Here is a 20,528-nt window from a genome sequence, read left to right on the forward strand (position 1 = left end):
GCGGCAGGTCCCTCCCGGGTCATTGCCAGGGCCGTGGGGTACCGAGTGGCGACCGGCATGACGGTTGAAGCGTGGCGCCGGATGGCCGCCGCAAAATCGCAAATCCGCTATGCGAACTTCAGTCGCAGCATGAGCTGCGACAAATGTCGGCTCTGGCGAATTGGGCAAATATTCGTGCGTTGTGCGGGTCGTTACTTGAAGATGTGAGTTGCTGGCCGAATTGCCCCGTCCCTGAGATGGCATGCGATTTGCCGCCGCCGCAATTTTGGGAAAGTGGCCCTGAACTAGAGATATGTCAAAAGCAGGAAACTCGCCGCTCGTCCGAGGCTCATTTGCCTAAGTGTCAAGAAATTTTTGCTGAACTGCTCCATCTCAGCTTGCTCTCAGCTAGGTTTTGCGGTGTGATGGGAATTACGCCAGGGGAATGAGGAGGCGAGGGGGAGCATTGGCCCCTCCCATATGGGAGGGGCCGATTGCCGTCAGGGCGCGGCTTCTTCGGTGAAACCGAGGAAGTCGCGCCCGCCGCGTATCACGATGGCGAAATGGCCGACCTCTGTCATCTGCCCGCCCACGAGCTCGTCCGCCTGATGTCCACGGGTGAGGTGCCCTGCCGGGAGGTCCTCGACGCCCATCTGGCCCGGATCGACGCCGTCAACCCCGGACTCAACGCGCTCGTCGCCGCCGCTGACCCCGAGATCTGCCGGCGGGCCGCCGCCGACGCCGACGAGCGGGTCGCGCGGGGCGAACCGCTCGGCCGGGTGCACGGGCTGCCCGTGGTCGTCAAGGACGTGATGCTGGTGTCCGGGCTGGTCTGTTCGGGTGGCAGTCCGGCGCTGCGGGCGGTGGCCCACCGCGACGCGACCGCCGTGTCCCGGCTACGTGCCGAGGGCGCCATCGTGCTCGGCATGACCAATGTGCCCGAGATGGGCCGCGGCGGGGAATCCAACAACAATCTGTACGGGCGCACCACCAACCCCTTCGACAGTGCGCGCACGCCGGGCGGCAGCAGTGGCGGGTCGGCCGCGCTCATCAGTGCCGGCGGGGCGGCGCTGAGCGTGGGCTCCGACGGTGGCGGCAGCATCCGGCAGCCGGCGCACAACTGCGGTATCGCCGGCCTCAAACCCACGCACGGCCGGATCCCCAGGACCGGCAGCGTCTTCGGTGACGCCCTCGGGATCTTCGGCCCCTTCAATTGCTATGGGCCGCTGGCCCGTTCGGTGGCCGACCTGCAACTGGGCCTGTCCATCATGGCCGGCCCGGATCTCGGCGATCCGTACGCCGCGGCGGCGCCGGTCGGCAACCCCGGCGGCGTCGACCTGGCCTCACTGCGGGTGGCGACCTACCTCATCGACGGCATTTCCCCGCCGCAGGCCAAGGTCGCCGCGGTCGTCACCGCAGCAGCACAGGCTGTCGCCGACGCCGGTGCCGCCGTCCGCTGGGATCAGCCCGCATGCTTGAACAGAACCATCGAATTACTCTGGGAGTCAGTCTTTCTCGGCGGTGATCGGGGCGAGGGATTCGAGGCGGACCTCGCTGCGATGGGCGCCACCGAACCGTCGGAAGAACTCGCCGAATTCCTGCGGCAGGCCCGCGAAATCGAGTTCACACTGTCGGAGGCCCGGCGCCGACTCGTCGACATCGACACCTTCCGTCTCGACATGCTGTCGTTCATGGCCGACTATGACGTGATCATCGGGCCGGCTATGCCCGCTCCGGCCAAGCCGCATCACCACGGGCTGGTCGAGATCAGCGACTTCTCCCACCTGATGGCGCACAACCTCACCGGCTGGCCTGCCGTCGTGGTCCGGTGCGGAACGTCGGCGGAGGGCCTGCCGATCGGAGTCCAGATCGCGGCCCGGCCCTGGCAAGACGCCACGGCGCTGGCGGTAGCGGCGCACCTGGAAGCGGTGTTCGGGGGTTGGCAGCCGCCGCCGCTCTAGTCGTGGATGGCGCTCGGCCGTAGAGTCGGGCCATGCGATTCGGATTGTTCATTCCGCAGGGCTGGCGATTGGATCTGGTCGGCATCCCCACTGAAAAGCACTGGCAGGTAATGCGCGATCTGGCCGATCACGCCGACGCGGGGCCGTGGGACTCGCTGTGGGTCTACGACCATTTCCATACCGTGCCGATGCCGACCGGCGAGGCCACTCACGAGGCATGGACCCTAATGGCCGCCTACGCGGCGAGCACGTCGCGGATCAAGCTCGGCCAGATGTGTACCGCGATGAGCTACCGCAACCCCGTGTACCTCGCCAAGGTCGCCGCCACCACCGACGTGATCTCCGGTGGCCGGGTGCAGATGGGCATCGGCGGCGGCTGGTACGAGCACGAATGGCGCGCCTATGGCTACGGCTTTCCTTCCGCCGGTGTGCGACTGGCCCGCCTCGACGAAGGCGTGCAGATCATGCGCGACGCCTGGCGGGACGGCAAGGTGAGTTTCGACGGCAAGCAGTATCAGGTCGACGGGGCGATTGTTGCGCCTAAGCCATTGCAGGAGAACGGAATTCCGCTGTGGATCGCCGGCGGTGGTGAGAAGGTGACGCTCAAGATCGCCGCGAAGTACGCGCAGTACACCAACTTCACCTCCGATCCCGAGGGGTTCGCGCACAAGTCACGGGTGCTGGCCGACCACTGCCGCGAGGTCGGGACCGACTACGACGCCATCGTGCGCTCGGCCAACGTGAACGCGATCATCGGCAGCTCGCCGGATGACGTCACCCAGCGGGTGCAGCGGGTCCGCGACCGGCTGGCCGGGTACTGCGGGGACGCGGCCGCCGACGCGATGATGACGACGGCCACCGCGCCAGGCTCGGCCACGGGCACGCCCGCGCAGGTGGTCGAAAGCCTGACGGCACTGCGCGACCTGGGCTGCGAGTACGTGATCTGCTACTTCCCGGAGGCCGCCTACGACCGGTCCGGCATCGAAATGTTCGAGCGTGAGGTGATCCCCGCGCTGGCGTGAGAAGCGCGTGCATTCAGATGAGAATGCGGTTTCCGTCCGTGGCTAACAGTGTTGTACGATCGCCGCTACCGACTTGACTACGGAGGATGCCGCTATGCAAAAGGCCCTGGCGCCCGAAATCTCCACATGGCCGCACGAGAACCCCCAGCTGATCGGCAGTGAATGCGCCAGCTGTTCGGCCGTGGTCTTCCCTAGTCAGGATCGCTGCCCGCATTGCAGCGTGGCCGGTATGAACGAGGTCAAGCTGCCCAGGCGCGGCACCCTGGTGGCCTGGACCACGCAGGGCTTCCCGCCCGGAGCCCCTTACATCGGCCCGACCGGTAAGGACTTCGTCCCGTTCGGCGTCGGCCTGGTGCAGCTCGGCCAGGGAGAAGAGGCCGTGGTGCGCGTCGAGGGCCGGCTCACCGAGAACGACCCGGCAAAACTGAAGTGGGGCATGGACGTCGAGCTCACGATGATCCCGTTCGCCACTGACGCCGACGGCAACGAGGTCGTCACCTTTGCCTTCCAGCCCGCCGAGGGAGCTTAAGAGCATGAGCAACGACGTCGCGATCATCGGAGTCGGCCTGCACCCGTTCGGCAGGTTTGAGAAGACCGCCATGCAGATGGGTGCCGAGGCGATCGCGCTGGCGCTCGAGGATGCCGGCGCGGACTGGAAGGACATCCAGTTCGGCTTCGGCGGCAGCTATGAGGTGTCCAATCCCGACGCCGTGACCCGCCTCGTCGGACTTACCGGGATCACCTTCACCAACGTCTTCAACGCGTGCGCCACCGCGGCCAGCGCCATCCAGCAGACCGCCGACACGATCCGGCTCGGCAAGTACGACATCGGCATCGCGGTCGGCCTGGACAAGCACCCGCGCGGCGCCTTCACCGACGACCCGGCCAAGCTGGCCCTGCCGCAGTGGTACGCCCAGAACGGGCAGTTCGTCACCACCAAGTTCTTCGGCATCAAGGCCAACCGGTACATCCACGACCATGGCATCTCCGAGCAGACGTTGGCCCGGGTGGCCAACAAGAACTTCCGCAACGGTGTGCTCAACCCGAATGCGTTCCGCCGCAAGGAGATCTCCATCGAAGAGATCATGGCCTCGCCGGTGCTGAACTATCCGCTACGGCAGTACATGTTCTGCGCTCCCGACGAAGGCGCCGCCGCGGTCATCATGTGCCGCGCCGACATCGCCCACCGGTTCACCGACAAGCCGGTTTACGTGCGCGCCAGCGAGATTCGCACCCGGACGTTCGGCGCCTACGAGGTGCACGGCACATCGGCACCGCTCGACGAGGACGTCTCGCCGACCGTCTACGCCGCCAAGGCCGCCTACGAAGCGGCCGGCATCGGCCCCGAGGACGTCGACATCGCCCAGCTACAGGACACCGACGCCGGTGCCGAGATCATCCACATGGCCGAGACCGGCCTGTGTGCCGACGGCGAGCAGGAGAAGCTGCTGGCCGACGGCGCCACCGAGATCCATGGCTCGTTGCCGATCAACACCGACGGCGGCCTGATCGCCAATGGTGAGCCGATCGGCGCCTCAGGTCTGCGTCAGATGCACGAGCTGGTGCGCCAGCTGCGCGGCGAGGCTGGTGAGCGTCAGGTGCCGGGCAACCCCCGCATCGGACTGGCACAGGTCTACGGCGCACCCGGAACCGCTTCGGCGACAATACTTTCTCTCTAACCGGCTCAACACCCGGCTCAACACCCGGCTCAGTAACCGGCCCGGCAGCCCTCAGACGTCGGTCTCCTGGCCGAAGAAACCCTGGGCGGCCTGCACCAGAACGAGCACCTCGATGAGCGCTGCGGTGGTGCCCAACCCGACGGATGCAGCGAGTGGCAGGCCGATGGCGTTGACCAGACCCGTGATGGCGTCACCGGACAGCGCCTGCTGAATGCCGCTGAGGAACAGGTTGGCGTCATAGGCGGGCAGCATCGTGACGATGGCGTTGACGATGTCCGCGGTCGGAAGTGCTGCCGCGTAGAGCGCCGCCGAACTGTTCGAGACGTTGTAGGCGACGTCGGAGATCACTGTCTGCAAGGCCGAGATGACCCCTGTGGGGGTTGGCAGTACCGGCGACGGACCGGGTTTCGGCAGATGCAGAGCCGCCAGCTCCTGCCACATGATTCCGCCCGGGCTGACATCGGCGACAAAATCGCTGATCCCCTGCTGGACGCCGGCGACGAAGAGCTGAGCGACCTCACCCCAGTTGACATTGGGGATGAACCCGAAGGTGCTCTGCACGTTGGCATATCCGTCAGTGGACCAGCCGTAGTTGGGGTCGCCGTAGCCCAGGTTGACGATGACTTTCAAGGCCGGCTGCAGCAGGTCGGCGATGGGGTTGCCGATGACCGGGATCAACCGCAGGGGCTCCAGCAGCGGCAAGTTTTCGGTCGGGATCACGTAGTACTTCTGCGACGGGTCGGTGGTCGGCAATGCGATGGCCGAATCGACCTGTGCTGACGTCAGATCGGCGTACTTGGTGTGCACGAAGACGATGCCGAGCCCGGCGTTGAGATCGGCCAGGAAATTCAGCGGGTACTTCGGAAAGTCGGCAAACCCGTCGTACTCGAGGGTGTAGTTCGTTGTCGGGAACAGGTTTTCGGGGGTGGCGCCGTAGAAGTCGATCCCGAGACTGGGCAGGCTCAAGTTCGGGAAGCGGGACAGAAAGCCGCCGTTGGGGTTCATCTCGTTACCGACGAGCACGAACTGTGCCGCCGTACCCGCCGGCAGCAGGCTCTGCACCAGCGACGAGATGATCGCGCTCTGCGAATACCCGAACACCGTGGCGGTGTTGCCGGCATCGATCTGGCTCGCGATCGTGGTCATGAGGGTGCTGATCCCTTGCTGGACCGACACGTTCAGCGGCAGGCTCTTCACTCCAGTGATCGGATACAGCCCCTCGGGAGTGTCCAGCTGGAACGGGACGGCCCCTGGGTAACTGGGGTTGATGTAGAGGTCGAAAACGTGCTGGATGTAGGTAGGGCTCGGGATCGGATCACCGCTGCCCCCCATGATCAGGGCAGTGTTCTGGGCCGCGGCGGCTTGGACCTGGTCCAGCACGGTCGTCACAGTTGCCGCTGCGGCGGTCAGGGGCGGGCTTTCGGTGATCCGGCGGCTGAAGGCGGCCAGCGTCAACTCCAGATCTGAGTCGCTGGGCAGCGCTGGGAGATTCGGCGTCGGTAGGGTCGGGATTTTCAGCCTTGGCGGGGCCGGGAGTTTCAGCGTCGGCACCTGGAAGGTGACCGCAGACTTCGCGCCGGCGGTCGCGCGGGGGGCCGCCGCGGTTCGTGCCCCCGTCGTCGAGGCAGGCACCGCCGTGGCAGTGTGCTGGTCTGCGCGTGGGGAGGAACCGCTCGAGTGCGTCGAATTCGCGTGCGCAGACGGCGATCCCGACGGCGAGCTATCGGCCCAGGCCACTGCCGTTCCGTTGGCTACCGCGGCGCCTACGCCGAGTGCAATGGCCAAACCACCGACGCGACCGACGAATCCTGCTGCACTCACCCGATGCCCCCTTTTACCGCCATACGGAAAATGTGCCGGGGCGAAGAATAACCTGTCGATCGCAGGTTCGCTGGCAATATCTGACGGTGTGGTCGATTGTTCGTTCTGTCGTCGCACATCCGACGATTTCGGAAGCCATCGGCCGTTTTCGTGCCAGGATTCGTTGTTGCTGCGCTACTGACGCGGCTACCTTCCGGCCAGTCAGATCGTGGGGCCGAGCAGGTCGTCAGCGTCCTGAATGATGTAGCCGTACCCCTGCTCGGCCAGGAAGCGCTGCCGGTGCGCGGCGTACTCCGCGTCGAGACTGTCTCGGGAGACCACCGAGTAGAACACCGCGCCGCCGCCGTCGTGCTTGGGGCGGAGCAGCCGGCCGAGCCGCTGCGCCTCTTCCTGGCGCGACCCGAAGGTCCCCGAAACCTGCACGGCCACTGACGCTTCCGGCAGATCGATGGAGAAATTCGCCACCTTCGACACCACCAGCGTCTTGACCTCGCCGCGGCGGAAGGCGTCGAACAGCGCTTCGCGCTCGGCATTCTTGGTCGAGCCCTGGATCACCGGCGCGTTCAGTTCGGCGCCCAGCTCGTCGAGCTGGTCGAGGTAGGCGCCGATCACCAGCGTCGGCTCGTCGGGGTGTTTGGCCAGGATCGATTTGACTACCGCGATCTTCGAGTGCGCGGTCGAGCACAGCCGATAGCGCTCCTCGGGTTCGGCGATCGCGTAGAGCATCCGCTCGTTGTCGGTCATCGTGACCCGAACCTCGATGCACTCCGCCGGCGCGATCCAGCCCTGGGCCTCGATGTCCTTCCACGGCGCGTCGTAGCGCTTGGGGCCGATGAGGCTGAAGACGTCCCCTTCGCGGCCGTCCTCCCGGATCAGTGTCGCGGTGAGCCCGAGCCGGCGACGTGACTGAAGGTCGGCCGTCATCCGGAACACCGGCGCGGGCAGCAGGTGCACCTCGTCGTAGATGATCAGCCCCCAGTCACGGCTGTCGAACAGCTCCAAATGCCGGTACTCGCCCTTGGTGCGGCGGGTGATGACCTGGTAGGTGGCGATGGTGACCGGTCGAATCTCCTTGCGCTCACCGGAATACTCGCCGATCTCTTCCTCGGTCAGCGAGGTCCGCGCAATCAGCTCGCGCTTCCACTGCCGGCCCGCCACGGTATTGGTCACCAGGATCAGAGTCGTCGCCCCGGCCTTGGCCATCGCGGCCGCGCCGACCAGCGTCTTGCCCGCGCCGCACGGCAGCACCACCACGCCCGAGCCGCCCGCCCAGAATGACTCGGCGGCCATCTCCTGGTAGTCGCGCAGCTGCCAGCTCTCCTGATCCAGTGTGATCGCGTGGGCCTCGCCGTTGACGTATCCGGCCAGGTCCTCGGCAGGCCACCCGATCTTGAGCAGCATCTGCTTGACCCGGCCGCGCTCGCTGGGATGGACGATCACGGTGTCGTCGTCGATCCGTGCGCCCAGCATCGGGGCGATCTTCTTGTTGCGCAGGACCTCTTCGAGCACCGCCCGGTCGAAGCTGACCAAAACGAGGCCGTGGACCGGGCTCTTGACCAGCTGCAGGCGCCCGTAGCGTGCCATCGTGTCGACGATGTCGACCAGCAGCGGCTGGGGCACGGCGTAGCGCGAGAAGCTGACCAGCGCGTCGACCACCTGTTCGGCGTCGTGGCCGGCGGCGCGGGCGTTCCACAACGCCAGGGGAGTGATGCGGTAGGTGTGGATGTGCTCGGGCGCGCGTTCCAGCTCCGCGAACGGTGCGATCGCGGCCCTGGCGGCGCCCGCCAGCTCATGGTCGACCTCGAGCAGCACGGTTTTATCGGACTGCACGATCAGGGGGCCATCTGTCATATAGCCATTATCCAGCGTCGGCCGACATCACCGACGTCACGCGATGGACGGCGAACTCTCGCGGGCGACCTTGGGTCGCGTCCCAGGCCAGCAGCTGACCGCCGCTGACCGTGAGCGGGCGCACCACTTTCTGCGTAGCCACACCGGCGGCATCGACGTAGCCGATCACCACGTCCTTGTGTTCCATGGCCGCCTGCTGCAGCAGTGCCATCGATACCGCGGGGTCCAGCCGGACGTTGGCGAACGGGGCCGACGAGTCCACCCGGCGCAGCACCGCCACCACCGAGGCCAGGGTTTCCTGGCTCGGCTTGGGCAGCGCACGGAACAGGCGACGGTGCACGGGCGCGGACACCCGCGCACCGTGCCGGCGCAGGTCGACGATCGCACCGGATGAGTCTTCGGCCGCCGGCGCGAAGCCTCCCGCCCGCAGCGCCGCGAGCATCTCGCCGATCGGCGCCTGTGACACGGCCACCGTCGGGGCCAGTAGCCGTACCTCCAGGTGCTCCAAGGCCGGCGCGGCCACCGCGTGGGCGAGCAGCGTCGGATCCTCGCACCGCAGGAACGACGACGCCATGCCGACGCGCAGCTGGCCGTGCCGACGCGCAACATCGTTGATTAAATAAGTCAAGCCCTGGGGGACAGGGGTTTTCGAATGCCGATCGAAGAATGCGTGGAGCGCGCCTGCGGTGCGACCGGTGTCGAGAGCGTGGCGGATCGACGCCTCGCTGACTCGGTAGACCATGGCAGCGCCGGCCGACTCCACCGCGGCCACGGCCGCCAGCTCGTCGGCCAGCTCGCGTTGCAGCGGTCCGGGCACCACCACGGTCAAGTCGGCTTGGACCAGGAAGTGATCGATCGGTGCGGGCAGCACCTTGCTCATCGCCTCGATGGCGGCTTCATCGTCACCGGTCAGCAGAACCCGTGCTGGTGTGCTCAGCGACCCCCGGCCGACGAGGCCCAGCGCGTGCGCCTCGTCGAGCAGGTGTGCGACGGGCTCCGGCTGTAACCGCGCCGCCCAGCGGGGCCGGCGCCAGATCAGCGCCTGTGAGGCGCGCAGGGCGTCCACACCTGACCCGGGCGGCAGATTGTCGAGCAGTTCCAGCAACAGGCGCCGGTCCAGCGGGGCGGCTGTGGAGTACAGCGAATCAGACAGTGCCGCATAGGGTTTCCCGTCGGGGCCGCGGCTTCCGATCAGGCCGGGGCGGGACGGCAGCGCGAGCCAGGTGGTGGCCAGCATGTGCCAGCGCGCGGCGGTCGGCGTCTCGAGGAAGCGGTCGGCCGCCACCGTCGGCGTCCAGTACGGGCCGCCGGCGCCATCCGAAGGCTCGGGGTCGGGTGAGCCGCTGGCGATCAGGCCTGCCGCCGAACTGATTTCGAGGACCAGGCCCAGGCGTGGTTCGTCGATCCCGGTCAGCTTGCTCAGCCGCTTGGCTTCACGAACCCCCAACCCACCGCTGCGCAGTTCGGGAACCGGTGCAGCGGAGAGGTTTTCGACTACCAGCTCGATTTCGCGGATCAAATCCAGCAGGGCGCCGGCCGCGGCGGAGTCGACGTCGGCGACGGTGGTGGTGCTGGCCACCGGATCCGGCTCGGTCAGGTGGGCCGGGCCTGGCTCCTCGCCGCGCAGCACCTGACCGACATGGCGCGGCAGGATCACCGTCTCCTCGTCGAGCTGTCGCAACAGGCCGGCCGCGATCAGCCGGGGGACCGGCCGGTCGGCGGGCGCACCGGGCGCGGCATCGCGGGTTCGGCCGACCGGTGAGCCGTTCAGCAGCCGCTCCAGCAGCTCGGTCTGGGGTTCGTCGAGCGCGTCGATGACCGCCGAGATCTCGGCCCCGGAGCGGGTGGCGTCCTCGAGGGTGACCTGCCCCGGATACCAGGGCAGCCCGGCGGCTGCCTCCGTGGACACCCGAATTTCGGTGTCGCCCCACGCCAGGGCCCGCTCTCGCAGATCCTCCAACGCGAGCAACACCGACTGCTCGTCAGCGCGATCACCGGTCAGCGCGATCAGCTTGGTCACCGGTACCGCCGTGGTGTCGGCATGCAGTACCAGCAGTGCGTCCAGGACCGCGAGCCGCAGGAAGTCCAGTTCGTCGGTGGCGGCCTTGAGCGACTGACGAGCCACCGCACGGGCGGCCAGGGCTGCGATGCTGCCGGGTGCGGGTTGAGCAAGATCCGGCCGCAGTTCCAAGAGGCGGATCAGCCGATCATCGGGCAGATCCGCCAGCCAGGCACCCAGCGGCAAACCTGGCCCGGATTGTTCAGTCATTTGTTGACCAGCGTAAAACAGCCGCCTGTGTGCACAAGCCGGGCCAACAGGTGTCAGAATGTTGCCGTGGCTGAGAAGAAGACCCCGTATGTCGACAACGGCTGGCCGACCCGCGACCCAGACGACCACGCCGTGAGCGAGTTGGCCGCCGATCGGGTGGGCGCATTGTCCCCGTTCGGCGACATCACGTTCCCGGTACCCGCCTCCGACCTGCCGTATCTGCACCCGGTCACTGTCGTCAACAAGTAAACGGTGACCAGCGGACCGCAGCCCCGGCTCTCGCACCTCGATGAGCACGGGGCGGCGCGCATGGTCGACGTCACCGAGAAGGCCGCCACCACCCGCATCGCGGTGGCTGGTGGCCGGGTTCACACCACCGCCGAAGTGGTGGCTCTCATCGCCTCCGGCGGCCTGCCCAAGGGCGACGCCCTGGCGACTGCCCGGGTGGCCGGCATCCTGGCAGCCAAGCGCACCAGTGACCTCATCCCGCTGTGTCACCACCTCGCCTTGACCGGGGTGGACATCGACTTCGAGATCGGCGACACCGAAGTAGGTGTGACCGCGTCGGTGCGGACCACCGATCGCACCGGTGTCGAAATGGAGGCGCTGACCGCGGTAAGCCTCGCGGCCCTGACGCTCTACGACATGATCAAGGCCGTCGACCCCGCCGCCCGACTGGACGATATCCGGGTGCTGCGCAAAGAGGGCGGCAAGACCGGCCTGTGGGTGCGCCCGGCGTGAGCGACGCTTGCGGAGCGCCCCAACCGGTGAGTAGCCGCAACGCACGGGTCGTGATCGCCTCCACCAGAGCCGCGACCGGTGTCTACGAAGACCGCTGCGGGCCCATCGTCGTCGCTTGGCTCGCCGAGCGCGGATTCACCGTCCCCGACCCGATCGTGGTGGTCGACGGTCCCGCCGTCGGCGATGAGCTGCGCGCGGCGATCGGCGCCGGATCCGATGTCGTGATCACCTCAGGCGGTACCGGCATATCTCCGACCGACGCCACCCCGGAGGAGACCTTGGGCGTTCTCGATTACCAGATCCCCGGACTGGCCGATGCCATCCGTCGATCGGGGCTGCCAAAGGTGCCGACGGCGGTGCTCTCCCGCGGCGTGTGCGGGGTCGCCGGGCGCACGCTGGTCGTCAACCTGCCCGGATCCTCGGGCGGAGTTCGCGACGGCCTGTCGGTGCTGGCCGACGTCCTCGACCACGCACTGGACCAACTGGCCGGAGGAGATCACCGCTCATGACACGGATCCTGCGGGCCGCACTCAGTGAGGGTCCCATCTCGCTGGCCGAGCACGAGAAACTCGTCGCCAACGAAGCTGCGGGCGCGGTGGTCGGTTTCTCCGGGGTGGTGCGCAACCACGACGGCGGACGGGACGTCGTGCGGCTGGACTACTCCGCACACCCGCTGGCCGAGCAGACCCTATTCGAGGCGCTGGCCGAGGTGGCCGCACAGGCCACCGGGGTCAGAGCAATCGCAGCCAGCCACCGGATCGGCAGCCTCTACATCGGAGACGCCGCCTTGGTGGCCGCGGTCGCGGCCGACCACCGAGGGGCGGCGTTCGAGGCGTGCGCGCTCCTTGTCGACACCGTCAAAGCGCGCCTACCGGTGTGGAAGCACCAGTTCTTCGCGGATGGAACCGACGAGTGGGTGAACTCGGCCTGAGGCCTTACTGAGCCGGTGCCGGGACCGGCGCGTCCGGTGCGGGAGCGGCAGGGGCCGGCGCGGGAGCACCGGGGCCCGGCAGCGGAGCATTCGGATCGCCCGGAGCCACGCCCATGCTCGGGTCGTTCGTCACCGGGGTGTTCAGCGGACGCTGGGTCAGGGCCAGGAGCGCGTCGCCCCTGCTGACCTGCTGGGTCTGCACCGCGTGCCACAGTTCTTTGAGGTACGTGACATTCGGGCCGTCCTGCGGGCCATCCGCCTCTGGGTCGGCGCTGGTGCCCGGCGGCAGGTTCTGCGGGCTCGTCAGGTGCGGGATTCCGTCCGGCAGCTGAGTCGTCGGCTGGCCAGCGGCGACCACGTTGGCGTCCGGCGCGGGCGCCGCGGCGGGATCGGCAGGAGCCGGAGCCGGGGCCGGAGCCGGAGTGGGGACCGGCGGCACGCCGGGATCGCCCGGAGCCTGCGGCAGGAAGTGGATCGACGACGCCTGCACGGTGACCGTCTGCTCGTCAGGGTGTGCGGGGGCGTCGGGAGCGGGTACCTGCAGAGCGGTGTCGATGACCGGGGCCGCATCGGGTGCCGGGCCCGTGTCCTGGGAGACGGAAACGACGTTGGGCTGCGGTGCGGGCGGCAGATCCTGCGGTGCCGGCGGCAGATCCTGGGGTGCCGGCGGCAGATCCTGCGGTGCCGGCGGCAGATCCTGGGGTGCCGGCGGCAGGTCTTGCGGTGCGGGCGGCAAGTCAGCCGGAGCGTCGGGGGCCGGGGCGTCAGGCGCCGGCGCGTCGAACGAGGCAGCCTCGATCGGCGCCGCGTCAGGGGCCGGCTCGTTCACGACGTTGCGCGGGGTCGCACCCGACAAACCGCGACCGCACACCGGCCAAGCGCCGCGGCCCTGAGTGGCCAGCACGTGCTCGGCAATAGCGATCTGCTCGTCGCGGGTGGCCATGTTGGCCGACGGGGCGTATTGGCCGCCGCCGTGCGCGGACCAGGTGCCGGGGGAGAACTGCAGACCACCTTGGTAGCCGTTACCGGTGTTGATGCCCCAGTTGCCGCCGGACTCGCAGCGGGCAACCTGATCCCATTCGGCATCGGGAGCGGCCTGAGCCTGACCCGCGAAGGCGATGCTGCCGCCACCGATCACTGCACCCGTGACTGCGATCTTCGCGACGCTGATTGACGATGAAGTGGGCTTGCGATGCCGTCCACTCATAGGTCGTTGTATTCCTCTCTTCAATGCGCCTGCGAGGTCAGCTGTCGGGTTCGGGCTGGAGAGGTCGCCCGGCCTTGTTCGTTTCCGGCTGGAAACGACTTCGGCTTCACCCCAAGGAACCGCGAGCGGTTCCTGGTCCTGATATTCGGTGGACCGGTGGGTCCCCCGCCTCCATCCATGGTTCTCGTTGGTCTCCCCGCTCCTCGGATGGAGCTGAGCGCTAAGAGCGGAGAGGGCTTGCCCCGGTTGAGGGGGCGGGCCTGGCAGAGACGCTAACCGGAAGGGAGAGTGCCGTCACCTTTTGCAATCTCGGGCGTTTCTGCTAGCGGCAAACCTTAAGAGGGATTTAAAGCCCCACGTGGCGTCAGCGTTGGCCCAGGTGATACGGACGGAAAATTCCCCGGTGGCCATCTCGTTACCTGATCGTGATGTGACGTAAATCACGATCACCCCCCGGCGAACGGGGGTAGGACGTCGATGGTCTGCCCCGAACGCAGTTCAGTGGCCGAATTTCGCACCGCGATGCCGTCGCACAGATATGAACATCGCTGTAACACACGTGCCAGTTCGTCACTGCGGCAACAGAGTTCGCTCACCACATCGGCGACCGTCGCGCCTTGGCGCACCCTGAGCAGGTCCGACTCTGCGCCGGCCGCGGCTCTGGCCGCCGCGAAGAACCGCACAGTTACTTCCAGCGGCGCGGGCACCTCAGCCACCGATCGCGCTCATCGGCCGTTGCGGTTGAACGAATCCCGGGTCGTTGATGCCGTGGCCGGCAGCCTTGCGCCACATCGCGGCGCGCCACACCGACTCCAGCGCGTCGTCGTCGGCGCCGTTGCGCAGCAGTGCGCGCAGGTCGGTTTCCTCGGCGGCGAACAAGCAGCTGCGGATCTGGCCGTCGGCGGTCAGGCGGGTCCGGTCACAGGCCGCGCAGAACGCGTGTGAGACCGACGCGATGATGCCCACCGTGGCCGGTCCGCCGTTGACCTGCCACAACTGCGCGGGGGCCGACCCGCGCGGCGCCGGGTCGGGACTCAGGTCGAAGCGCGCGGCCAGCGCCGTGTAGATCTCGTCGGCACCCAGGCTGGCGTCGCGCCGCCACAGGTGCCCGGCGTCGAGCGGCATCTGCTCGATGATGCGTAGTTGATAGCCGTAGCGCAGGCAGTAGTCCAGCAGTTCGACAGCGTCGGCCAAGCCCCCCTCGGGATCCAGCACCGCGTTCACCTTCACCGGGCCCAGCCCGGCAGCGGCCGCCGCGGCCAGACCGTCGAGCACATCGTCGAGCCGGTCGCGGCGCGTGATGGCGGCGAACTGCACGGCGTCCACGCTGTCCAGCGAGACGTTGACCCGATCCAGGCCGGCATCGGCCAGTGCTCGGGCGCGCCGGGCCAGGCTCACCCCGTTGGTGGTCAGCGCGATTTCTGGGCGGGGACGCAGCGCAGCCACCACCGCTACGACATCCTCGAGTCCCCGGTAGAGCAGTGGCTCCCCGCCGGTGAAGCGGACGCAGGTGATCCCGAGCCGCGTGACGGCCAAGGTCAGCAGGCGGGCCAGCTCGTCGCGGGTCAGCAGCTCGTCGCCGGGCAGCCAGTCCAGGCCCTCGGCGGGCATGCAATAGGTACAGCGCAGATTGCACCGGTCGGTCAGCGACACCCGCAGATCGGTCGCGACCCGGCCGAAGGTATCGACCAAGGGGCCGGTGCGCGGCATGTCGGCCGGATGTTCCTCGGCGTCGCGCCGAATCGCGGGAAGCCCGAGAGCGGTCAATGTCATGGCGCCACCCGACGCGCGGCCAAGAGGTAGCCGACGACGTTCAAGATCAGGCGCATGTCTCCTCCAGCGGTTTGCCCAGCCTACCGAACTAAACAGGGGTGCTGGGCAGCTGTGTTCCCGAGTAGGATCACCAGACGCGTCCTGCACCGGTAGGGCGCTTCGTCATGTTGTCATGGACCCGTTAGACAAGCAGGTGAGACCAGTGCCTACCGGCAAGGTGAAGTGGTACGACGCCGAGAAGGGATTCGGCTTCCTGTCCCAGGAGGACGGCGAGGACGTCTACGTCCGTGCGTCGGCACTGCCCGAGGGCGTCGAGGGTCTCAAGGCCGGCCAGAAGGTCGAGTTCGGCGTGGCCTCCGGGCGCCGAGGGCCACAAGCGTTGAGCGTCAAGCTGATCGACCCGCCGCCCAGCCTGACTCGGACGCGGCGTGAGGCGACCCCGGTCGAGCGTAAGCACACCCCCGACGAGTTGCACGGCATGGTCGAGGACATGATCACGCTGCTGGAAGGCGCGGTGCAGCCTGAGCTGCGCAAGGGCCGCTACCCGGATCGCAAGGTCGCCCGACGGGTCTCCGAAGTGGTCAAGGCAGTCGCTCAGGAGCTCGACGCTTAAGCAGGGTTGGGCAACACTGGTTGCGTGGGTGCCTATGTCGCCGGTGGCGGCGAGTTCAAGCGCGATACCAACTACATCACTACCCGGATCACCGCTGACGGTGCGGATGGGTATCCGGTCGAACCTGGCCGCTACCGGCTGATCGTCGCGCGGGCCTGCCCATGGGCGAACCGGGCGATCATCGTGCGCCGTCTACTCGGCCTGGAGGACGTGTTGTCCATCGGGTTCTGCGGGCCGACGCACGACTCACGCAGCTGGACCTTCGACCTCGATCCCGGCGGGGTCGACCCGGTGCTCAAGATCCCCCGACTGCAGGACGCCTACTTCGCCCGGTTCCCTGACTACTCCAAGGGCATCACCGTGCCCGCGATCGTCGAAGTCGGGACCGGCCAGGTGGTCACCAACGACTTCGCGCAGATGACATTGGACTTCTCCACCGAGTGGAGCGCGTATCACCGGCAGGGCGCGCCGCAGCTCTACCCCGAGCCGCTCCGCGACGAGATCGACGAAGTCGCCCAGCGGATCTACTCCGAGGTCAACAACGGCGTGTACCGGTGCGGATTCGCCGGCTCACAAGAGTCCTACGAAGCCGCCTACGACCGGTTGTTCGCCGCGTTGGACTGGCTTACGGAACGGCTCGCCGACCGCCGCTATCTTGTCGGCGACACGATCACCGAGGCCGACGTCCGGCTGTTCACCACTCTGGCGCGCTTCGATCCCGTGTACCACGGCCACTTCAAGTGTAATCGGGCCAAGCTTTCCGAGATGCCGGTGCTGTGGGCGTACGCCCGAGACCTGTTCCAAACACCGGGATTCGGCGATACCACCGACTTCGTCCAGATCAAGCAGCACTACTACATCGTGCACGCCGACATCAACCCCACCAGGATCGTGCCGAAGGGGCCGAACCTGTCCGGTTGGCTGACACCACACGGACGAGAATCCTTGGGCGGCAGGCCATTCGGCGATGGAACTCCGCCGGGGCCGACGCGCGAGGGTGAAACGGTGCCGGCCGGGCACGGCGCCGGCTAGGGCCAGATCAGCCGGACGGACCACTCCGCGTGGGGTGCGTCCTGCAAGTCGCCGTTCTGGTCCTGCACCAGGGTGAGCAGCTGCACCGCGACTCCAGTGAGCTTGCCGCGCTGCGGGTCGACGGTCGGAATCGTCACGGCCAGTTCGGTATTGGGCCGGTAGATCGTGCTGGTCGAGTTGCGTTCATCCTCGTAGACGCGCAGCAGACGCCACGGCGCCTGCCCGATGGCGGCCGGCACCGACAGCTGGACGGGAAACTTGTCCGTGACCGGAAGCTCGCCTTGGGTCTGCGGATTCTGGCAGTCGTTGAGGTTCACCACGTTGCAATACACGAACGGCCCTACCCGCACCGACCGCCCGTGTGAATAGGCACTGATCTCCGGTAGGTGCGAGCCGGTGTTGCGGGTGAGCACCGAGGCGCCCACCCCGGCGCCGACCGATGCCAGGACGACGAGCACCACCAGGAGCCAGCGGACCAGACGGGTCACTGGTTCGTCACCGCCGATGCCCCTTCCGGTTCGGCCAGCACCGGGCGGTTGCCGCCGAAGCCGGGAATCAGCGAGTTGCCGCGGTAGCTGACGATGGTCTGGGCCACGCCGGGGATCAGCAGCGCGGTGATGGCGGTGAAGCCGACCCACAACTGCGTGGACACCAGAACCCCGAGCGCGCCGCCGAGCACCCAGGCCAGCTGCAGCACCGACTCCGAACGGCCGAACGCCGATGCCCGCGACTCTTCGGGCAGGTCGTCCTGCAGCGACGCATCCAGCGACGCTTTGGCGATCGCCGTCGCTCCAGAGGTGATCAGCGCGGCCACCGCCACGACGATCAGGTTTCCGGTGACCGCGGCGACCAGCGCCATCACCGTGACGCCAACCGTGGCGCGGGCGACGAGCATCGCCGGGCGGCCCAGCTTCATCCGTGCGGCGGTGAAGTTGCCCGCGAAGTTCCCGATTCCGGCCGCCGCGCCGATGAGGCCCAGCATGGCCAACTGCTCCCAGCTGTTGCCCTCATGGGACTTCGCCACGAAAGCCGGATACAAGAACAGGAACCCGACCATCGCCTTGATCGTGCAGTTGCCCCACAGCGAGGTGATGATGTTGCGGCCCAACGGTTGTCGCGGTGCACCCTTCTTGTTTGCCGGCTCGTGGTGTGTCCAGCCCAGGGGGCCTGTGTCGTCACCGTGATAGGTCAGGGTGGTCGGCACCTCGCCTTCGGTCACTTCGACCCAGCGCGGGATCCGCATCGACCACGAGGCGCCGGCCACGGAGACGAAGACCACCACGAACAAGGCCCCGGGCAGCTGGAAGACCGTGGTGAGCAGGTATTCCGCCCCGGCGGCGATACCGCCGCCGACGATGGTGCCGCCGATCAGGCCGAACATCGTCAGCCGAGAGTTGACGCGGACCAGGTCGATCGACGGTGGCATCACCCGCGGGGTGACTGCGCTGCGCAGCACGCTGAAGGACTTAGACAAGACCATCATCCCCAGCGCGCACGGGTAGAGCACCCACGACGGATAGCTGCCGCCTTCGTAATTCATGATCATCACGATCGCCAGCGCGGTGCGAAGGATGAACGACATCGCCAGCGCCGCCCGCCTGCCGTGCTGCACGCGGTCCAGCGCAGGCCCGATCAGCGGTGCGATCACCGCGAACGGCGCGATCGTGATGAGCAGGTATAGCGCGACCTTGCTCTTGCTCTCACCGGTGGCGGCGGCGAAGAACAGCGTGTTGGCCAGCGCCACCGCCATCGCCGAGTCCACCGCGAAGTTGGCCACCACCGGCCAGGTCAGCGCGGTCAGACCGGATTTGTCGGCACCGTCGGCCGTGGCCGCCCGGTGCACCATCGAATACATCCGCGACCCCATCTCCCGGCTGCGCATCGCCGCGGCGCGCGTGACGGTGACGCGTTCGCCCGCAACGCCACCGACGCCGTGTGACCCCGGGCGCGGGCCCGAGAGGTTCTCGGTGCGCTGATCCTGGTCGCCCAACGGCGGCAGGTAGCGATTGGAGCTGGGAATCGGGTTGGACCTCCGGGTGGCTCCGGGGCGACGGTAGCCTTCGCCGTCGCTGGGGTAGTTGGCCATGCCGGGGTGTTCGTCGGACGCGCCGGCCGAAGGGCGACGATTCGGCCCGAACGCGGGATTCGCGCGGGGTTCGTCAGGCCGGCTTCCAGACACGCCACGATTGTCCCCTATACGGGCACGCGGGGGCGCGCACGTGACCGGTGTGGCTGGGCGAACCGGCCGTGAGGCAAGATTGGTGACGATGGACAGCTCGATCGACTCCGCAGACCCCACGGCCCCGGCCCAAGCCGGCCCGCCGTCGGAGGCGGTTGCCGCCATCCTCGGCGGCGCCGTGGAACAGGCACGGCAGGCGATCGTGGAGTTCAGCGGCGACACCGTGGGCGAGTACCTCGGCGTCAGCTTCGAGGACGAGACCGCGGCCACCCACCGGTTCCTGGCGAAAATGCCGGGTTATCAGGGCTGGCAGTGGGCCGTGGTGGTGGCCTGCCCCGGTGCCGATCACGCGACGGTCAGCGAGGTCGTGCTGGTGCCCGGCCCGACGGCCCTGCTGGCTCCGGCCTGGGTGCCGTGGGAAGAACGCGTCAAGCCCGGCGACCTGAGCCCAGGTGACCTGCTTGCCCCGGTCAAAGACGATCCGCGGCTGGCCCCGGGATATACGGCGACCGGCGATCCGGCGATCGACGACATCGCCTACGAAGTCGGGTTCGGTCGCCGCCAGGTACCCAGCGCCTTCGGCCGCGACGAGACGGCACAGCGCTGGCATGACGGCGACTACGGTCCCGAGGCGCCGATGGCGCGCGGCACCAAGCGGGTGTGCCGCGATTGCGGATTCATGGTTCCGCTGTCCGGTGCCCTCGGCGCGATGTTCGGGGTGTGCTGCAACGAGATGTCCGCCGACGCTCACGTCGTCGATTTCGAATATGGCTGCGGCGCGCACTCGGACACACCGCCGGCCCCAGGCACCGGCTCGCCGATATACGACCCCTATGACGACGGCGTGTTCGAGGTGGTCGAGGTCGAGGTCGCGGCCGTTGTCGAGACGCCCGTCGCCGCCGAATCGGTCGAGGCTCTCGAGCCCGCCGACGCCGAGTCGGTCGAGACTGTCGGGCCGGTCGAGGCTCCCGAGCCCGTCGAAACGGCTGAGACCCCCGAACCGGTCGATCCCGCTTAGCGTTCGGCGGCCGCCTTGATGCGCGCCAGCGACGTGTTCATCCCGTCGACCAACTCCTTCTCGAAGCCTGGCACCCCGCCGAGCACAGCGTTGACGGTCATGGTCGAGACGGCCTTGACGCCGTTTTCGGCGTGCCGGGTTTCGACGACGTGGGTGCCGGTCGCGGTCGGTTCGAGCTCATAGCTCCAGACGGTGTTGTTGGCGTTGACCCGGAACGCGAGCTTGCGCTCGGGGATCAGCTCGGTGATCGTCGACGTCGTCGGCCAGAACAGGCTGTTGCGCCGGTTGATGTTGAAGGTGCGGGTGCCCGGACGCACTTCGCCGAATGCCTTCATCAACCGGCATTGCGGACTCCACTTGGGCATGTTGGTGAGGTCCGAAATCAGCGACCACACCTCGGCCACCGGCGCGTTGATGTCGATCTCTGCTTGTAAAAGCGGCGCTGCCATCAG

Annotated in this window: 20 protein-coding genes and 1 riboswitch; of the genes, 11 read left to right on the top strand and 9 right to left on the bottom strand. The window is 67.7% G+C overall.

Annotated features, from left to right (window positions below; translation table 11 throughout):
* The first annotated feature begins 542 nt into the window (after positions 1-542).
* The 4 genes from CG716_RS01370 (at position 543) to CG716_RS01385 (ending at position 4,641) form a co-directional block, all read left to right on the top strand.
* Positions 543-1,940: an amidase gene (locus CG716_RS01370; protein ID WP_094475957.1), complete on the top strand. Its 1,398-nt coding sequence runs from the start codon at positions 543-545 to the stop codon at positions 1,938-1,940.
* 32 nt (positions 1,941-1,972) lie between these two features.
* Positions 1,973-2,962, top strand: coding sequence for an LLM class F420-dependent oxidoreductase (locus tag CG716_RS01375; protein ID WP_094475653.1), 990 nt, complete (start codon positions 1,973-1,975; stop codon positions 2,960-2,962).
* 94 nt (positions 2,963-3,056) lie between these two features.
* On the top strand, positions 3,057-3,491 hold the full coding sequence (locus CG716_RS01380; protein ID WP_094475655.1) for a Zn-ribbon domain-containing OB-fold protein: 435 nt from the start codon (positions 3,057-3,059) through the stop codon (positions 3,489-3,491).
* Between the two features lie 4 nt (positions 3,492-3,495).
* Positions 3,496-4,641, top strand: a complete 1,146-nt coding sequence (locus CG716_RS01385; protein ID WP_094475657.1) for a thiolase family protein — start codon at positions 3,496-3,498, stop codon at positions 4,639-4,641.
* Positions 4,642-4,692: 51 nt separating this feature from the next.
* Here CG716_RS01385 and CG716_RS01390 read toward each other — a convergent pair whose 3' ends face one another.
* The 3 genes from CG716_RS01390 to CG716_RS01400 form a co-directional block, all read right to left on the bottom strand.
* Entirely contained in the window at positions 4,693-6,462 is a 1,770-nt protein-coding gene (locus CG716_RS01390) for a PE-PPE domain-containing protein (RefSeq protein WP_133066846.1), read from the bottom strand.
* A 201-nt stretch (positions 6,463-6,663) separates the two neighbouring features.
* Positions 6,664-8,313 carry a DNA repair helicase XPB gene (locus tag CG716_RS01395; protein WP_094475661.1) on the bottom strand — a complete coding sequence of 550 codons (1,650 nt, stop codon included), beginning with the start codon at positions 8,311-8,313 and terminating at the stop codon, positions 6,664-6,666.
* 7 nt (positions 8,314-8,320) lie between these two features.
* Positions 8,321-10,582 carry a helicase-associated domain-containing protein gene (locus CG716_RS01400; RefSeq protein WP_094475663.1) on the bottom strand — a complete coding sequence of 754 codons (2,262 nt, stop codon included), beginning with the start codon at positions 10,580-10,582 and terminating at the stop codon, positions 8,321-8,323.
* A gap of 66 nt (positions 10,583-10,648) precedes the next feature.
* Between CG716_RS01400 and CG716_RS01405 the strand changes: the two genes are divergently transcribed.
* The 4 genes from CG716_RS01405 to CG716_RS01420 are packed head-to-tail and all read left to right on the top strand — an operon-like array spanning position 10,649 to position 12,254.
* A complete protein-coding gene (locus CG716_RS01405) occupies positions 10,649-10,831 on the top strand; it encodes a hypothetical protein (RefSeq protein ID WP_207760547.1) in 183 nt (60 codons plus the stop codon).
* Between the two features lie 3 nt (positions 10,832-10,834).
* Entirely contained in the window at positions 10,835-11,323 is a 489-nt protein-coding gene (gene moaC / locus CG716_RS01410; RefSeq protein ID WP_094475667.1) for a cyclic pyranopterin monophosphate synthase MoaC, read from the top strand.
* Between the two features lie 26 nt (positions 11,324-11,349).
* The gene (locus CG716_RS01415) at positions 11,350-11,832 is read left to right on the top strand and encodes a MogA/MoaB family molybdenum cofactor biosynthesis protein (RefSeq protein ID WP_094475959.1); all 483 of its coding nucleotides are present in this window, start codon (positions 11,350-11,352) and stop codon (positions 11,830-11,832) included.
* Positions 11,829-12,254: a molybdenum cofactor biosynthesis protein MoaE gene (locus CG716_RS01420; RefSeq protein ID WP_094475669.1), complete on the top strand. Its 426-nt coding sequence runs from the start codon at positions 11,829-11,831 to the stop codon at positions 12,252-12,254. Before CG716_RS01415 ends, CG716_RS01420 begins: the two co-directional genes overlap by 4 nt.
* Positions 12,255-12,258: 4 nt before the next feature.
* Here the strand turns inward: CG716_RS01420 and CG716_RS01425 are convergent, their stop codons facing one another.
* The 3 genes from CG716_RS01425 to moaA form a co-directional block, all read right to left on the bottom strand.
* On the bottom strand, positions 12,259-13,461 hold the full coding sequence (locus CG716_RS01425) for a transglycosylase family protein (protein WP_094475671.1): 1,203 nt from the start codon (positions 13,459-13,461) through the stop codon (positions 12,259-12,261).
* A gap of 9 nt (positions 13,462-13,470) precedes the next feature.
* A riboswitch (cyclic di-AMP (ydaO/yuaA leader) is annotated at positions 13,471-13,660 on the bottom strand.
* A gap of 247 nt (positions 13,661-13,907) precedes the next feature.
* A complete protein-coding gene (locus CG716_RS01430) occupies positions 13,908-14,177 on the bottom strand; it encodes a MoaD/ThiS family protein (protein ID WP_094475673.1) in 270 nt (89 codons plus the stop codon).
* Complete coding sequence (gene moaA, locus CG716_RS01435; protein ID WP_094475675.1) at positions 14,170-15,234, bottom strand: GTP 3',8-cyclase MoaA; 1,065 nt, start codon at positions 15,232-15,234, stop codon at positions 14,170-14,172. Before moaA ends, CG716_RS01430 begins: the two co-directional genes overlap by 8 nt.
* A 202-nt stretch (positions 15,235-15,436) precedes the next feature.
* Here moaA and CG716_RS01440 point away from each other — a divergent pair, with 202 nt between their 5' ends.
* Together CG716_RS01440 and CG716_RS01445 are read left to right on the top strand one after the other, a co-directional pair.
* Positions 15,437-15,847: a cold-shock protein gene (locus tag CG716_RS01440; protein ID WP_094475677.1), complete on the top strand. Its 411-nt coding sequence runs from the start codon at positions 15,437-15,439 to the stop codon at positions 15,845-15,847.
* A gap of 24 nt (positions 15,848-15,871) precedes the next feature.
* Positions 15,872-16,879 (top strand): glutathione S-transferase family protein, encoded by a 1,008-nt coding sequence (locus CG716_RS01445; RefSeq protein ID WP_165773991.1) that lies wholly within the window; start codon positions 15,872-15,874, stop codon positions 16,877-16,879.
* On the opposite strand, the gene CG716_RS01450 is transcribed toward CG716_RS01445, so the two are convergent.
* Together CG716_RS01450 and CG716_RS01455 are read right to left on the bottom strand one after the other, a co-directional pair.
* Complete coding sequence (locus tag CG716_RS01450; RefSeq protein WP_094475681.1) at positions 16,876-17,367, bottom strand: DUF2771 domain-containing protein; 492 nt, start codon at positions 17,365-17,367, stop codon at positions 16,876-16,878. The genes CG716_RS01445 and CG716_RS01450 overlap by 4 nt on opposite strands.
* Positions 17,364-18,965 (bottom strand): MFS transporter, encoded by a 1,602-nt coding sequence (locus CG716_RS01455; protein WP_094475683.1) that lies wholly within the window; start codon positions 18,963-18,965, stop codon positions 17,364-17,366. Before CG716_RS01455 ends, CG716_RS01450 begins: the two co-directional genes overlap by 4 nt.
* 181 nt (positions 18,966-19,146) lie before the next feature.
* On the opposite strand from CG716_RS01455, the gene CG716_RS01460 reads away from it, so the two are divergent.
* Positions 19,147-20,076 (top strand): DUF3027 domain-containing protein, encoded by a 930-nt coding sequence (locus tag CG716_RS01460; RefSeq protein ID WP_094475685.1) that lies wholly within the window; start codon positions 19,147-19,149, stop codon positions 20,074-20,076.
* On the opposite strand, the gene CG716_RS01465 is transcribed toward CG716_RS01460, so the two are convergent.
* The gene (locus CG716_RS01465) at positions 20,073-20,525 is read right to left on the bottom strand and encodes an SRPBCC family protein (RefSeq protein WP_094475961.1); all 453 of its coding nucleotides are present in this window, start codon (positions 20,523-20,525) and stop codon (positions 20,073-20,075) included. The genes CG716_RS01460 and CG716_RS01465 overlap by 4 nt on opposite strands.
* Positions 20,526-20,528 lie beyond the last annotated feature (3 nt).

Source organism: Mycolicibacterium sphagni, from assembly GCF_002250655.1.
GTDB classification, from domain to species: Bacteria; Actinomycetota; Actinomycetes; order Mycobacteriales; family Mycobacteriaceae; genus Mycobacterium; species Mycobacterium sphagni.